At 64.8% G+C, this 13,702-nt stretch carries 16 protein-coding genes; 8 read left to right on the top strand and 8 right to left on the bottom strand.

Annotated elements, in window-relative coordinates:
- Positions 1–18: 18 nt before the first annotated feature.
- The 5 genes from GA0071312_RS04710 to GA0071312_RS04690 form a co-directional block, all read right to left on the bottom strand.
- A complete protein-coding gene (locus GA0071312_RS04710) occupies positions 19–633 on the bottom strand; it encodes a response regulator transcription factor (RefSeq protein ID WP_074443790.1) in 615 nt (204 codons plus the stop codon).
- 32 nt (positions 634–665) lie between these two features.
- A complete protein-coding gene (locus tag GA0071312_RS04705; RefSeq protein ID WP_074443789.1) occupies positions 666–1,856 on the bottom strand; it encodes a two-component system sensor histidine kinase NtrB in 1,191 nt (396 codons plus the stop codon).
- Between the two features lie 113 nt (positions 1,857–1,969).
- Complete coding sequence (locus GA0071312_RS04700; protein WP_074443788.1) at positions 1,970–3,163, bottom strand: pyridoxal phosphate-dependent aminotransferase; 1,194 nt, start codon at positions 3,161–3,163, stop codon at positions 1,970–1,972.
- Positions 3,164–3,197: 34 nt separating this feature from the next.
- Complete coding sequence (locus GA0071312_RS04695; protein WP_074443787.1) at positions 3,198–3,995, bottom strand: creatininase family protein; 798 nt, start codon at positions 3,993–3,995, stop codon at positions 3,198–3,200.
- 39 nt (positions 3,996–4,034) lie between these two features.
- Positions 4,035–4,430, bottom strand: coding sequence for a RidA family protein (locus GA0071312_RS04690; RefSeq protein WP_074443786.1), 396 nt, complete (start codon positions 4,428–4,430; stop codon positions 4,035–4,037).
- 198 nt (positions 4,431–4,628) lie between these two features.
- On the opposite strand from GA0071312_RS04690, the gene GA0071312_RS04685 reads away from it, so the two are divergent.
- The 6 genes from GA0071312_RS04685 to GA0071312_RS04660 all read left to right on the top strand — a co-directional run bounded on the left by GA0071312_RS04685 (position 4,629) and on the right by GA0071312_RS04660 (position 10,816).
- A complete protein-coding gene (locus tag GA0071312_RS04685) occupies positions 4,629–5,645 on the top strand; it encodes an ABC transporter substrate-binding protein (RefSeq protein WP_074443785.1) in 1,017 nt (338 codons plus the stop codon).
- 197 nt (positions 5,646–5,842) lie between these two features.
- A complete protein-coding gene (locus tag GA0071312_RS04680) occupies positions 5,843–6,709 on the top strand; it encodes an ABC transporter ATP-binding protein (RefSeq protein WP_083204311.1) in 867 nt (288 codons plus the stop codon).
- 8 nt (positions 6,710–6,717) lie between these two features.
- The gene (locus tag GA0071312_RS04675; protein WP_108721798.1) at positions 6,718–7,647 is read left to right on the top strand and encodes an ABC transporter permease; all 930 of its coding nucleotides are present in this window, start codon (positions 6,718–6,720) and stop codon (positions 7,645–7,647) included.
- A 27-nt stretch (positions 7,648–7,674) separates the two neighbouring features.
- On the top strand, positions 7,675–9,036 hold the full coding sequence (locus tag GA0071312_RS04670) for a cytosine deaminase (protein WP_083204310.1): 1,362 nt from the start codon (positions 7,675–7,677) through the stop codon (positions 9,034–9,036).
- A gap of 60 nt (positions 9,037–9,096) precedes the next feature.
- The gene (locus GA0071312_RS04665) at positions 9,097–10,533 is read left to right on the top strand and encodes an FAD-binding oxidoreductase (protein ID WP_238947097.1); all 1,437 of its coding nucleotides are present in this window, start codon (positions 9,097–9,099) and stop codon (positions 10,531–10,533) included.
- 88 nt (positions 10,534–10,621) lie between these two features.
- On the top strand, positions 10,622–10,816 hold the full coding sequence (locus GA0071312_RS04660; RefSeq protein WP_074443782.1) for a hypothetical protein: 195 nt from the start codon (positions 10,622–10,624) through the stop codon (positions 10,814–10,816).
- Between the two features lie 12 nt (positions 10,817–10,828).
- Here GA0071312_RS04660 and GA0071312_RS04655 read toward each other — a convergent pair whose 3' ends face one another.
- From GA0071312_RS04655 to GA0071312_RS04645, 3 genes are read right to left on the bottom strand one after another with little or no spacing between them, the layout of a single operon-like run.
- Positions 10,829–11,284: a hypothetical protein gene (locus tag GA0071312_RS04655; protein ID WP_074443781.1), complete on the bottom strand. Its 456-nt coding sequence runs from the start codon at positions 11,282–11,284 to the stop codon at positions 10,829–10,831.
- 2 nt (positions 11,285–11,286) lie between these two features.
- Positions 11,287–11,736, bottom strand: a complete 450-nt coding sequence (locus GA0071312_RS04650) for a helix-turn-helix domain-containing protein (protein WP_074443780.1) — start codon at positions 11,734–11,736, stop codon at positions 11,287–11,289.
- Positions 11,714–12,247, bottom strand: coding sequence for a hypothetical protein (locus tag GA0071312_RS04645; protein ID WP_131817707.1), 534 nt, complete (start codon positions 12,245–12,247; stop codon positions 11,714–11,716). The genes GA0071312_RS04650 and GA0071312_RS04645 overlap by 23 nt, the downstream gene beginning before the upstream one ends.
- A gap of 194 nt (positions 12,248–12,441) precedes the next feature.
- Here GA0071312_RS04645 and GA0071312_RS04640 point away from each other — a divergent pair, with 194 nt between their 5' ends.
- Positions 12,442–13,101 (top strand): regulatory protein RecX, encoded by a 660-nt coding sequence (locus GA0071312_RS04640; RefSeq protein ID WP_083204309.1) that lies wholly within the window; start codon positions 12,442–12,444, stop codon positions 13,099–13,101.
- A 143-nt stretch (positions 13,102–13,244) separates the two neighbouring features.
- The gene (locus GA0071312_RS04635; RefSeq protein WP_074443778.1) at positions 13,245–13,673 is read left to right on the top strand and encodes a rhodanese-like domain-containing protein; all 429 of its coding nucleotides are present in this window, start codon (positions 13,245–13,247) and stop codon (positions 13,671–13,673) included.
- Positions 13,674–13,702 lie beyond the last annotated feature (29 nt).

The raw sequence follows: 13,702 nt of genomic DNA, 5'->3' as shown, positions 1-13,702 counted from the left end.
GGCGACACAAGTGCGCCTTCAGCCGCCATCCGTGAAGACGATGCGCACCAGATCGGCGGTGTTGCGCGCGCCCAGCTTCTCCATGATGCGGGCACGATGCACCTCGATGGTGCGCGGGCTGATGCCGAGGGTGCGCCCGGCTTCCTTGTTGGAAGCCCCATGGGCGATCTGGGCCAGCACGTCCTTCTCGCGCGGGGTGAGGCTGTCGGCGCCGGTGAAGTTCAGGCTGAGCTTGTCATTGCCCTGTGCAGCGCGCTTGCGCGTGGCCTCCACCGCCTCGCGCACCGCGGCGATCACCTCGTCGGCATCGAAGGGTTTCTCGAGGAAGTCATGCGCGCCGTTCTTGATCGCCGTCACGGCCATGGGGATATCGCCCTGGCCGGAGATCACGAAGACCGGCGGCGTGTAATGGTGGCCGCCCAGCGCTTCGAGTACTTCGAGACCGGAGCGGCCCGGCATGTGCACGTCGAGAATCACGCAATCGAATTTCTGCCGCTTGGCCTCGAGCAGGAAGCTGTCACCATCCGGATAGGTGCGCACCCGCCAGCCTTCGATCTCGAAAATGGTCATCAGCGAGTCGCGCACCGGCGGATCATCGTCGACGACGGCGATATCGAGCACTTCATCGGTCATGATATCCTCACGCTCCCCAATACATTGCCGCCTCACGGCGTTGTTTCGTGCAGGACATCGTCCTGCGACCCCGGCACCGGCAAAGGCAACCGTACCATGAATGACGCACCCCGTCCCGCACCGCCCGGATCGACCGTGAGGTCGCCACCATGGGTCTGGGCAATGGTCCGCGAGATCGCCAGCCCGAGTCCCATGCCGCTGCGCTTGCCGGTCTTGAAAGCCTGGAACAGGTCATCGACCTTGTCGGCGGCAATACCCGGCCCGTTATCGGCGATGGTGAGCACCACGCAACGATCCTCGATACTCGTGTTGATATCGATGCGCCCGCCCTTGCGGCCCTTCACGGCCTCGTAGGCATTGCGCACCAGATTGACCACGACCTGCTGGATCTGAACCGGATCGACCTCGATCTCCGGCAGTTCGGGATGATAATCGCGTGCCACGATGATCCCGCGATCCTGGCCAAGCGTGGTGAGATCGACGGCATCGTCGATGATGGCATTGAGCGCGACGCGCTTGCGCTCGGGGCCGCGCTTCTCCACCAGGGAGCGGATGCGCTGGATGATCTGGCCGGCGCGCTGGGCTTCGTGTCGCGCCTTGTCGAGGATGGTACGCGCGCGCTCGTCCGTCTGCTCGGTATGGCCGCTTTCGCGCGCCCGGGAAAACTCACGCCCCACCGCCTGCAGATAGAGCAGGATCGCGGTGAGCGGCTGGTTCAGCTCGTGGGCGAGCGCCGAACCCATCTCGTCCAGCGCCGAGACCCGGGCGAGGCGGATCAGATCGGCCTGCAACTCGTTCAGCCGCCGCTCCGTATCCTTGCGCGCGGTGAGATCGCGCAGGATGCCGACGAATTGCCGCCCCTCCGGCGTGATCGCCTCCCCCACCGACAGATCGATGAAGAAGAATGTCCCGTCGCGATGGCGGGCGCGGACCTCGCGACCGATGCCGATGATGCGTTTCTGCCCGGTCTGTTTGTAGTGATCGATATAGCCGTCATGCGCCGAGGCGTGTTCCGGCGCCATCAGCATGGAGACATTCCTGCCCACGGCTTCTTCCGCCGTGTAGCCGAACATGCGTTCGCAGGCCTTGTTGTAGATCAGGATCGTGCCGATCTCGTCGATCACGATGATGCCGTCCACCGCGGTATGCAACACGCTCGAAAGCCGTGCATCCGAGACCGTACCCGCTTCCGCCGGGCCCGGCCCTTGTTCATGCCCCTGCATCGCTTCCCCTGCGACGTATATTCAATGTTACGCATGTAAACCGGGCGGAAACGGGAAAGCAAGCACGCATCCGGAAAAATGCTTAAATTGCTGCCTGATGCGGCATTTCGCCATCACACGGGTCCGGCGAGCGCCTTCTCCAGCACCGGGACGAGCCGGGCCATGGCGGTTTCGAGATGCGCGGGATTGCGGGCAAAACACAGGCGCAGGCAATCAGCCCCCGCCGCACCGAAGGCGCCGCCGGGAGCGAGGCCGACATTCGCTTCATCCACCAGGGCCCGGGCCAGCGCCTCGCCATCGCGGCCCGGCGCCCGGACATACGCATAGAATGCGCCGGCAGGCGGCGGCGCCTCCAGACCGGGAATGCGCGCGAGGGCGTCATGCACGATGCGCCGCCCTCTTCGCGCGCGCTCGATCTGATGCGCGACGAAACCCTCTCCCTGATTCAGCGCCGCGATCGCCGCGCGCTGCACGAAGACCGGCACGCCGGAGGTAGAATATTGCACCAGATTCTCGATGGTCTGGGCGAGCGCCGCCGGCGCCTCGATCCAGCCGATGCGCCAGCCGGTCATGGCCCAGTTCTTCGACAGGGTCTGGACGTAGAGGATCTTCTCGTCGTCTTCCGCGATATCGTGGAAGGAGGGCGCGCGTGCGTCGATGCCGAGGCTCGCGTCATGGAGGAAGCGACCGTAGATCTCGTCGGCGATGATCCACAGATCATGCTTGCGGGCGAGGTCGCGCATGGCGCGCAGATCATCGAGGCTCGCCGTCCAGCCGGTGGGATTGGCGGGTGTGTTGACCAGAAGGGCCCTCGTGTGCGGGGTCACCGCCTCGGCGAGGCGCGCGAGATCGAGCTGCCAGCCGCTTTCAGACAGACAGAGCGGCGCCTCCACCGCCTGCGCCCCGACCACCCCGATCGCCGCCGGCCCGTTCGGCCAGGCGGGAGAGGGCACGATCACCGCGTCACCGGGCCCCGCCACCAGCCGTATCGCGAGCTGGATCGCATGCATGCCGCCGATCGTCACCGTATAGCGTTCGATCGGCCCGCCGCGACCGTAATGCCGCGCCATATAGGCCGAGATCGCCTCGCGCAGATCGGGCAGGCCGCGCTGATGGGTATAGAAGGTCTCCCCGGCTGCGAGCGAGCGCGTCGCCGCCTCCGTGATGAAGGCGGGCGTGGCGAGATCCCCCTCGCCGACCCAGAGCGGGATCAGCCCCTCGCGTCCGCGCCCGTATTCCATGAGTGTGACGATGCCGCTCTCGGGGGCTGCGGCTGCCTCGGGACGGATGGGATAGGCGATATCCATGCAAGATTTCCTGAGCGTTGGGTCTCGGCACCGGTCAGTCGCCCGGGCGGCGCGGATCGAGGCTGAAGCGCGCGACTTCGCCGGCGAGTGCGACGAAGGCGCGCGCACCGTGCGCCGCCGCCGCCTCGCCTTTCTCGGACGTTGCGGCTGCCGCATTGCCGATGGCGCCGGCAGCATTGATATCCTGCGCCATCCAGCCGAAGCCATTGGGCTGGATGGCGGAGAGATGCGTGAATTCCTCCGCCATCGCCACCGTGCGCGGTGTGAAATCGACGGCTTTCTCCATGCGCACCCGATCCGGCGCGAAGGCGAGCATCAGCGATGTCTCGATCTCGCCGCCATGGATACCGTGGCGCAATTCATGGGCAGAGAACAGACCCTGCGGATAGCCCAGCCGGTGCCAGGCAGTGGTGACGCACAGCATGCCGAAGCGCACCCGCAATTCGCGTGCGACGATGTCGATCACGGGAATATTCCCGCCATGGGAATTGACGATCATCAGCTTGCGACAGCCCGAGCGGAACACGCTCTCGCCGATCTCGCGCCAGGCGGCGATGGCGGTCTCCGCCGAGAGGGTCAGCGTGCCGGGAAAGGCGATGTGCTCGTTCGACTTGCCGATGCTCTGCACGGGCAGAAACAGCAGATCCAGATCATCGGGGACGAGCGTGCGCACGCGGGAGAGATAGCCCTGCGCGATCAGCGTATCGACGCCCACGGGCAGATGTGGCCCGTGCTGCTCGATCGCCGCGACGGGCAGCACCGCAATGGCGCGGCTCATGTCGCGGGTGGCGAAATCCTCGGTGCTCAGGGAGAGCCAGTCAAGTGCGGGCATCGTCAATTCATCCGGTATTGCAACAGGAACGGGCGGCGCTCACGCATCGGGCTCAGCGCGGGCGGCGATCACCTCGACCTCCACCTTGAAGACTTCCCGGGCAAAGCCGGAGACGATCATCAGGGTCGAGGCCGGCGCCGGCTCCGCCACATGGCGGTCACGGGCGCGCATGTAGGGCTGGAGATGGGCGCGGTCGGAGACGAAGGCGTTGATGCGCACGATATCGGCCATCGCCATGCCGGCGCTCGCGAGAACCGCGCGAATCGCCTCGAAACACAGATCCGCCTGCGCCTCGGCATCTTCTGGCACGTCATCATCGCGGGTGATGCCCAGCTGGCCGGAGGCGAAGAGCAGCCGCGCGCCTGGCGGCACCTCCACCGCATGGGCGTAATTGGCGAAGGGCGGGCGGATGGTATCGGGTGTGTGATGGCGCATCGCGCACTTTCCAATAGGCTGCGTGTCAGGGAAACATAGCCTTGTGCCGTCGCCGCACAAGGGAAATCGGCGCGCGAGGGCGCGTGCGAAAATGCGGGGATGAGTGCCGTATGAAAACGGCACGGGGCTTGCCAGCAGGGGCCCGGTCTTGCAACACAAAGGTGGCTGCGCAAGCGGCTGCTCAATTTCTAGGCAGGGATGATGGTCATGACGCTTGTTTCTCGTGCGGCGATCGCCGCCTCCATGCTCGCCGCGACGGCGTTCAGCGCGGCTGCGCAGGATCTCGAACAGGTGCGATTCGGCACCAACTGGGTCGCCCAGGCCGAGCATGGCGGCTATTATCAGGCCGTGGTCGATGGCACCTATGCCGCATGCGGGCTCGATGTCGAGATCGTGCCGGGTGGCCCGCAGGCCAATAACCGCATGCTGCTCCCCGTGGGCCGCATCGATTTCTACATGGGCGGCAACCTGATCCAGGCCTTCTCGGCCATCCGCGAGGAGATTCCCACCATCGTCGTCGCCGCGAGCTTCCAGAAAGACCCGCAGATCCTGATGTCGCATCCCGACCAGGGACTCGATGATTTCGCCGATCTGCCCGATGCCGACCAGTTGCTGATCGGGCGCGAGGGTTTTGCCACCTCTTATCAATGGCTGATGGTGGCGCATGGTTTCCGCGAGGACAATGTCCGCCCCTATACCTTCAACCCGGCTCCCTTCATCGCCGATCCGGGCGCCGTGCAGCAGGGCTATCTGACCTCGGAACCCTTCGCCATCGAATCGGAAGCCGGCTTCACGCCCAACGTCTTCCTCCTGGCGGATCAGGGCTTTGCCACCTATGCGACCACGATCGAGACCCGTCGTGAACTGGTCGAGGAGAACCCCGATATCGTGCAATGCTTCGTTGATGGCTCCGCCATCGGCTGGTACAATTATCTTTATGGCGACAATGCTGACGCCAACGCGATGATCATGCGCGACAATCCGGAAATGACAGAAGACAAGATCGCCTATTCCATCGAAAAGCTGAAGGAATACGGGATCGTCGATTCGGGTGATGCCCGCGAACTGGGTATCGGCGCCATGACGGAGGAGCGGATCGAGACTTTCTTCGCGCAAATGGTCGAGGCAGGCCTGTTCGAAGCCGATCTCGATTTCCGCCAGGCCTATACGCTGGAATTTACGAATAACGGCGTCGGCATGGAACTGCGGCCCTGAGGCCTGTGTCACCGGATGCCGGACCGCTCCGGCATCCGCCGCGCCCCCGGTGGGCATCCGATCATCAGCTTGATCATCAGTTTGGACAGGCGCAACGCGATCCGCTAAGCCTGCCACACGGACAACCGAAAGAGCGGTCCGCCGCTCTCGAAACCGCGCCGCGCCGGCATTGCCGGTCCGGCGAGATTGGCGATGGCATGACTGCGCAAACCGCCCCCTTCCCGGCATCGACACCCGCTGCCCGGCACGCCTTGGATGCCGGCGCCTCGATTTCCGGCGCCGCACATCCCGGCGCTCCGCTGGTTACCCTCGCGGGAATCGACAAGGTCTTTCAAAACGGCACGATCGCGCTGTCGGGGCTCGATCTGGGCATTCGCGAGGGCGAATTCGTCTCCCTGCTCGGCCCCTCGGGCTGCGGCAAATCGACCGCTTTGCGCATTCTCGCAGGCCTGATCCCGGCCTCGCGCGGCGCCATCGGCTGGGCCGGCGGCGGTGATGCGGAGGCGCATCAACGCGATATCGGCTTCGTCTTCCAGGAGCCGACGCTGATGCCCTGGGCCAGTGTCGCCGACAATGTCTATCTGCCTTTGCGCCTGCGCGGCGTCTCGCGCAAGGCGGCATCGCAGGCGATCGATTCCTGCCTGTCGCTGGTGGGGCTCGAGCAATTCGCGAAGAGCTATCCGCGCGAATTGTCGGGCGGCATGAAGATGCGCGTCTCCATCGCCCGGGCGCTGTCGCTTCGCCCCAAGCTGCTGCTGATGGACGAGCCCTTCGCGGCGCTCGACGAGATCACCCGCTTCAAGCTCAATGACGACATCCTGCGCCTGCAGCAGGAATTTCGCTGCACCATCGTCTTCGTGACCCATTCGGTCTTCGAGAGCGTCTATCTGTCGAGCCGGATCGTGGTGATGGCGGCGCGGCCCGGGCGGATCATCGCCGAAATCGATGTCGATGCGCCGCGCCCGCGCGACCGGGATTTTCGCACCACGCCCGCCTATGGCGATTATTGCCGCAAGGCGAGCGAGGCCCTGCACGGGGCCATGGGCTATGACGAGCATCTGTGAGGGCCGTGATGAACGTGCAGACGAGCAATGCCGCCGGTGATCCGGCGACGCAGCCCGCCAACGGCGCCACCCTCGCGCTGACGGCCTCCGATGATGCGGCCCGGCGCGGACGCGATTTCACCCTCGCCCTGCGCATCGGCCTGCCACTCGCCTTGTTCGCCATCGTGGTCTGGAGCTGGGAGACCTATGTGCGCGTGGCCGGAGTACCGCATTATATCCTGCCGGCGCCCAGCCGCATCATGGAGACCATGATCGCCGACTGGCCGCTGCTCTTCGGTTCGCTGTTGCAGACGCTGAAGACGACCTTTCTCGGGCTCTCGCTCGCGATCATGGGCGGCGTCGGGCTCGCCGTGCTGCTCTCGCTGTCGCGGGCGATCGAGTATTCGCTCTATCCTTACGCGGTGGTGCTCCAGGTCACGCCCGTCGTCGCCATCGCGCCGCTGCTTCTGATCTACATGCCGCAGGAGACGGCGGTGCTGACCTGCGCCTGGATCGTGGCCTTCTTCCCGATCCTGTCGAATACCACGCTCGGCCTGCAATCGGTCGACCGCAACCTGCTTGAACTGTTCGATCTCTACGGCTCGGCGCGCCCGAAATGGGCGCCGCGCTGGCTGGGCAGCTTCATTGCGCGGGTGAAGGCGCTGTACTATCTGCGCGGCCCCGCCGCCCTGCCCTATTTCCTCGGCGGGCTGAAGATCGCCGGCGGGCTCGCCCTGATCGGCGCCGTCGTCGCCGAAATCGCGGCCGGCTCGGCCGGGGCGGGGTCGGGGCTTGCCTATCGCATCATCGAGAGCCAGTTCCGGCTCAACATTCCACGCCTGTTCGCGGCTCTGGTGCTGCTCTCACTGACGGGGGTGATCATCTTCCTCGCCATGTCCGCCTTCGCGCATATGCTCTTGCGGCGCTGGCACGAAAGCGCGATATCGCAGGAGAAATAGAAACATACCGCATGCGGGAGGACGGGCATGGCCGCCGATGACAGGAACGCGCATGATCACGCAACGGGCTTCCTGCCGATCCCGGCGACCGGCGATTACCGCCTCGACAATGCAAGCGTGCCCCATTGCATGCTCTCGGCGGGAGGTGTGAAGCCGGATGCGGCTGGTCTGTGTCATGTCGATCTGGTGATCCGGCACGGGCGCATCCTCGGCGTGACACCCTCGGGCACGAGCGCGCACGAAACCGACCTTCCGGTCATCGATACGCGCGGCGCGCTGGTGATGCCGCGTCTCGTCGATATCCACACCCATCTCGACAAGGGCTTCATCTGGAACCGTGCCCCCAATCCCGACGGCACATTCCCCGGCGCCCTCGATACGGCCCAATCCGACCGCGAGGCCAACTGGGATGCTCAGGATCTGGCGCGCCGCATGGATTTCGGCCTGCGCTGCGCGCTCGCCCACGGCACCGGCGCGATCCGCACCCATCTCGACTCCATCGGCAAGCAGACGGCGCTCTCCTGGCCGGTCTTCGCCGAGCTGCGCGAGACCTGGCGCGACGTGATCACGCTGCAGGCCACGTCACTCTTCCTCCTCGACGATATTCTGGAAAACGGGGAAGAATTCGCGCAGGTGGTCGAGACCACGGCGCGCTACGAGGGCCAGCTCGGAGGCGTCACCTTCGCCGGCCACGCTCCCGATGCGCGCACCGATGCCGCCCTCGACAAGCTGTTTGCGGCCGCGATCCGGCACGGGCTTGATCTCGACCTGCATGTGGACGAGAGCGATTCGCACCATGCAAGGACGCTGGAGCGTGTCGCCGATGCCGCGATCCGCCACCGCTTCCCCAACCGGATCCTGTGCGGCCATTGCTGCTCGGCCTCGCTGATGGAGGAAGGCGATCTCGACCGGCTGATCGACAAGCTGGCGCGGGCGGGCATCGCCGTGGTCAGCCTGCCGATGTGCAACATGTATCTGCAGGATCGCGCCTCCGGGCGGACACCGCGGTGGCGCGGGGTGGCGCCGGTGCAGGAATTCAGGACGGCGGGCATTCCGGTAATGTTTGCCTCCGACAACACCCGCGACCCGTTCTTCGCCTATGGCGATCTCGATCTGATCGAGGTGTTTTGCGAAGCCACCCGCATCGCCCATCTCGATCACGGCGAGGGTGACTGGCTGCGCGCCATTGCGGGCACGCCGGCGACGATCATGAATCTCGACCGGGCCGGGCGCATCGAGAGCGGTGATCCGGCCGATCTCCTGATCCTGCGCGCACGCTCCATGAACGAGTTGCTCTCCCGCCCCCGGGGCGACCGGATGGTGCTTCTGGGCGGGCGTCCCATCGCGACGACACCGCCCCCCTATGACGAACTCGACATGATCGCCTGAAGGCGGCAGCAGCGGAAAGGGAGCCATGATGGAAGGATCGACCCTATGGAAGGATCAGCCATGAGCACAGCCATGAGCGCGCGCTACGACATCGAAGCCTTCAAGAAGCGCATCGACGGCGTGAAGATCGAGGAAAATCCCGCTCTGGTGCGCCAGAAGAGCCGGGATTTCTTCTGGTATTCTCCCACGCTCAAGCGCCAGCTCGACGCGGTCACTGCGGATATCGTGGTCTCGCCCGCTTCCGAGCAACAGGTCCTCCAGGTGCTCGCGGCGGCCCATGACCATGCGATCCCGGTGACGCCGCGCGGCACCGGCACCGGCAATTACGGGCAGGCCATGCCGCTTTCCGGCGGGATCCTTCTGGATCTGTCGCAATTCAACGCCGTGCGCGAGATCGGCCATGGCCGGGTCGTGGCCGAGCCCGGCACCGTCATAGCTGCCCTCGACAAGGAGACGCGCAGCCATTCGCGTCAGGAGATCCGGCTGCACCCATCCACCTACCACACCGCCTCGATCGGCGGCTTCATCGCCGGCGGCTCCGGCGGTGTCGGCTCGATCCGCTGGGGCGGCCTGCGCGATACCGGCAACATCATCCGCCTCAAGGTGGCGACGATGGAGGCGAGCCCGCGCATTCTGGAATTCACCGGCGACGACATCCACAAGGTCTCGCACGCCTATGGCACCAACGGTATCATCACCGAGGTCGAGATGCCGCTCACCCCCGCCCATGACTGGGTCGACGTGATCGTGGGTTTCGACGACCTGCGCGCGGCGACGCAGTTTGCCAACGATCTCGGCGAGCAGGACGGCCTCCTGATCAAGGAACTCGGCCTCGTCGCGGCGCCGATTGCGCATGATCATTTCAAGCGCCACAGGAAATTCATCGCGCGCGAGCAGCATGTGGTGCTGATCATGGTCGCTGATTTCCAGACGGCGCCGCTCATGGGTTTCATAAAGCGCTATCGCGGGGCGCAGGTGCTGTTCCGCAATGACCAGCTCCCGGCAGAGGATCTCAAGGGCCTGCCGCCGGTCTTCGAGTTGTCGTGGAACCACACCACCTTGCGGGCCTTGCGGGATGACCCGTCGATCACCTATCTGCAGGTGCTCTACCCCTTCCCCAACCAGATCGAACTGGTACAGCGCATTCACGAGCGCTTCGGCGAGGAAGTGCCGGCGCATCTCGAATTCGTGAAATTCGACGGCAAGGTCACCTGTTTCGGCCTGCCGCTGGTGCGCTTTTCAAGCGAGGAGCGGCTGGAGGAGATCATGGCGATCCACGAGGAGATGGGCGCGCCGATCTTCAACCCGCATCGCTACACGCTCGAAGAGGGCGGCATGAAGCAGACCGACGAGACCCAGCTCGCCTTCAAGCGCGAGGCCGATCCGCAGGGCCTGCTCAATCCGGGCAAGATGGTCGCCTGGGAGGATCCCGATTACGATTTCAAATCGGGGAAGAACTTCCTGTTCAAGGGTCTCGCGGCGCAGGGCGCAGGCTAGCGCATCATTGTGTCAGCTGGATGCCGGCTGACGGAGAGAATGACGCGCCACACAATGACGTGCAGCGCAGATTATTTCAGGAGCAGAGATGACGGCTTACATCTTTTCACGCACCAATCTGATTTCGACGGCGGTCTTCGCGGTGATCTATGGCGGGATCATGCTGCTTCTCGGCAACACGCCGAACGAGGTCCTCACCTCCGTCGCCGTCGCCGCACCACTCTATGGCGTGCTGATGGGGCTGTGGAACGCCTGGCGCGCGTCGCGTGACGGGGGCGGGTGATCCGCGCCGGAATCAGGTGTCGCCGGCATCGCCGGAGGACGCCTCCGCCGCAGGATCGGGGCAGGTCACGCGCTTGCGCGCGATCTCCAGCCAGTCCTGACCGGGCAGGCAATGTTCCAGCAACAGCACTCCGGAGCCGTCGATGGCGACCGGCATGCCGCGCAGGGCGAGGGTCGTCTCGCCCTCTTCCATGAAGGGCAGGCCGATCTGGCTCACGGGCTCGTCATGCCCGTCGAACCGCAGCCGCAGATCGATGCCCGTTTCGCCTGCCCTCACGGGCGCAGAAAAATATTGCAGCCAGAGCGATACGCCCACACGTGTGGGGCAGCGGGCGACGACGATATCGCCGCCATAAACGCCCAGAAGCATGTCCTTGCCATTATCCTCACGGCGGATGTCCTCGCAGAAAACCGCATTGATCAGCCTGAAGGCCGGAATCTCCGCGCGGGGCGTGTTTCCGCTATCCATGCTCAGGCCCGCACCGTCGTCGCTGTGTCGACGCGTTCGAAATCGATGAGATGGTGGTTGCCTGAATGTGTACGCGTCGGCGCCGGATCCACCTCTCGCCCAGCGGAGGCACCACTCCCCGAACCCGGAATATAGCCCGCGAGCGGGTGGTGGCGGTTGCCCGGAGGCGCGCTTTCCAGCGGCACGGCCCTGATCTCGAAGCGGCTGTCCATGGCGAGCGCAAGCGCAGCCGCAGTGTCGAAGGTCCAGTTGCCCGGCGCCGACAGCCAGCGCGTGATCTGCTCGGGCCGTTTGTCGAGCTTGCGCGCGAGATCGGCCTTCGTCATGCCCGAAGCGGCACGCTCGCGGAACAGTTTCAGGATAGCGGCATGAAAATCATTGCGTAATTTGCGTTCGAAATAACCGAGATGGCGCGGTGCGAGCGGTATGCTATTGCGTATTTCGCAGGTCATTGACGTTTTCGTTGACATAATCCGTCACCTTCTCGCTGGTTAGCGGGCTGTAGGGGGCGAAAATCCCGTGCCAGATCTGGCGTGTGCGGCGGATTTCGTCCTTGAAAGCGCGTGAATTGAAGCCACCCAGTTCGGTGCGCAGGCGCATAGGGGTCAGAACCAGAATATCGGTATCGGCAAAAGTGCCGAAGGCGCGCACACTCGGCTCCGGATCGACACTGCGCAGTTCCCAGACCTGCTCGCCCTCAGGCTCAAGGCGTTTCAGGAAAGCGTGCTTGTCGCGCCGGTCGCCGATCGTGATCTCGCCGCCGGCGATGAAATGGTCGAGATCGGCGAGGAAAGCACCAGTCCGGTGCTCGGCTTCGCGATCAAGCAACTCTGCATCGATCTCCTCCCTCATTTCCGGCGTCAGCAGAATGATCCGCAGATGCGCTTCCACGGGAATGGCCGGCTCATACTGATAGAGCCGGCCATGGTCCAGACAGGTTCGAATATGCCCGACTATTGACATTAAAGTCAAACCCTTTCGCGAAATCGCCATTCTGATTCGCTTCTCTGCGATGCATGCGTTTCGCAAGAATGAATCCTCATGGATTGTATTTTGATTCCTGGATTATCCAAGGCTGCTGATGCGGCGCAGGCCATGCACTGTCGCGGCGTCATCTCACCCCTTGCGCATCAGCCTCCCGCACGGGAAAAGAGCCCATGAGCGAAAGCGCAGATGATGACGAGACGGACGACGAGGCCGGGGCGAAAACGGGCTCGCAAGCCACGGCCCGCAAGCCGCCCCGACCGGTCACGCAGGCCTGGCTGCAGCGGGCGGCGCTGTATTACCTCGAGCGCTATTCCGCCTCCTCCGCACAGCTTCACAAAGTCCTCGCGCGCAAGGTCGAGACACGGTTGCGGCTGCGTGGCGAGGCGGATGATCCGCAAATCGCGGGCCCGGCGCGGGCGCTCATCGCCGGTGTCGTGGAACAGGCGGTGTCCGGCGGCTACGTCGATGACGCCGCCTATGCCCGCGCCCGTGTCGCGAGCCTGCGCCGGCGCGGCGGCTCGCACCGTGCCATCATGGCGAAGCTGCGCGGGAAGGGGCTCGATCCGGCCTTGATCGAGGAGGCTCTGGCCGAGGATGTCGCCGAGGCACAAGCCGAGGGGCAGGCCAATGGGGAAGCCCCGGACGATGACGATGCCGATGCGCGTGCCCGGCGCGAATACGAGGCCGCACGTGCCTATGCACGCCGCCGCCGGCTCGGGCCCCATCGCACGCCCCCGCAACCGGAGCGCCGCGACCGCGATATCGCCGCCATGGCGCGCGCCGGTTTCGCCCTCGCACTCGCCATTCACGTGATCGACGATACGGATTAGTCCCGGAACCGGGAATTCACATCGTGCTTTTCGAAAACACGCCGTTTCGATGATACGGCGTTGCAGGTAAGCTGGGACCATGGTGCCGGTTGCTCACTCCGGCCCGATGCCGTCACGCCGTCTGTCGCAACGGAGCGCCTCACATGCCGCAACAGATCACCAAAGGCTATCGCGCCCTGCTCGCCGAAGCCGATGCCGCCATCGAGACGCTCAGTGTCACCGAGGCCCTGCCCTTGTTGGCTGATGAAGACACCGTCTTCATCGATATCCGCGACCCGCGCGAATTGCAGCGCGAGGGCCGGAATCCGCAGGCCTTTCATTGCCCGCGCGGGATGCTGGAATTCTGGATCGACCCGGAAAGCCCCTATCACAAGGATGTCTTCGCGCAGGACAAGCGTTTCGTCTTCTTCTGCGCCGCCGGCTGGCGCTCGGCGCTCGCGGCCAAGACCGCGCAGGATATGGGGCTCAAGCCCGTGGCCCATATCGAAGGCGGGTTCAAGGCGTGGAAGGAAGCCGGTGCTCCGGTGGAGATGCCGGAACCGGGACCCGCCGGCAGGAAGCCCGGCAGCTGAATCCTTGCGGGGCATTCGCCGCGCGCAAC

Origin of the sequence: Saliniramus fredricksonii, assembly GCF_900094735.1 — a bacterium.
Lineage (GTDB): Bacteria > Pseudomonadota > Alphaproteobacteria > Rhizobiales > Beijerinckiaceae > Saliniramus > Saliniramus fredricksonii.
This window is presented reverse-complemented; position numbering and strand designations above follow the sequence as displayed.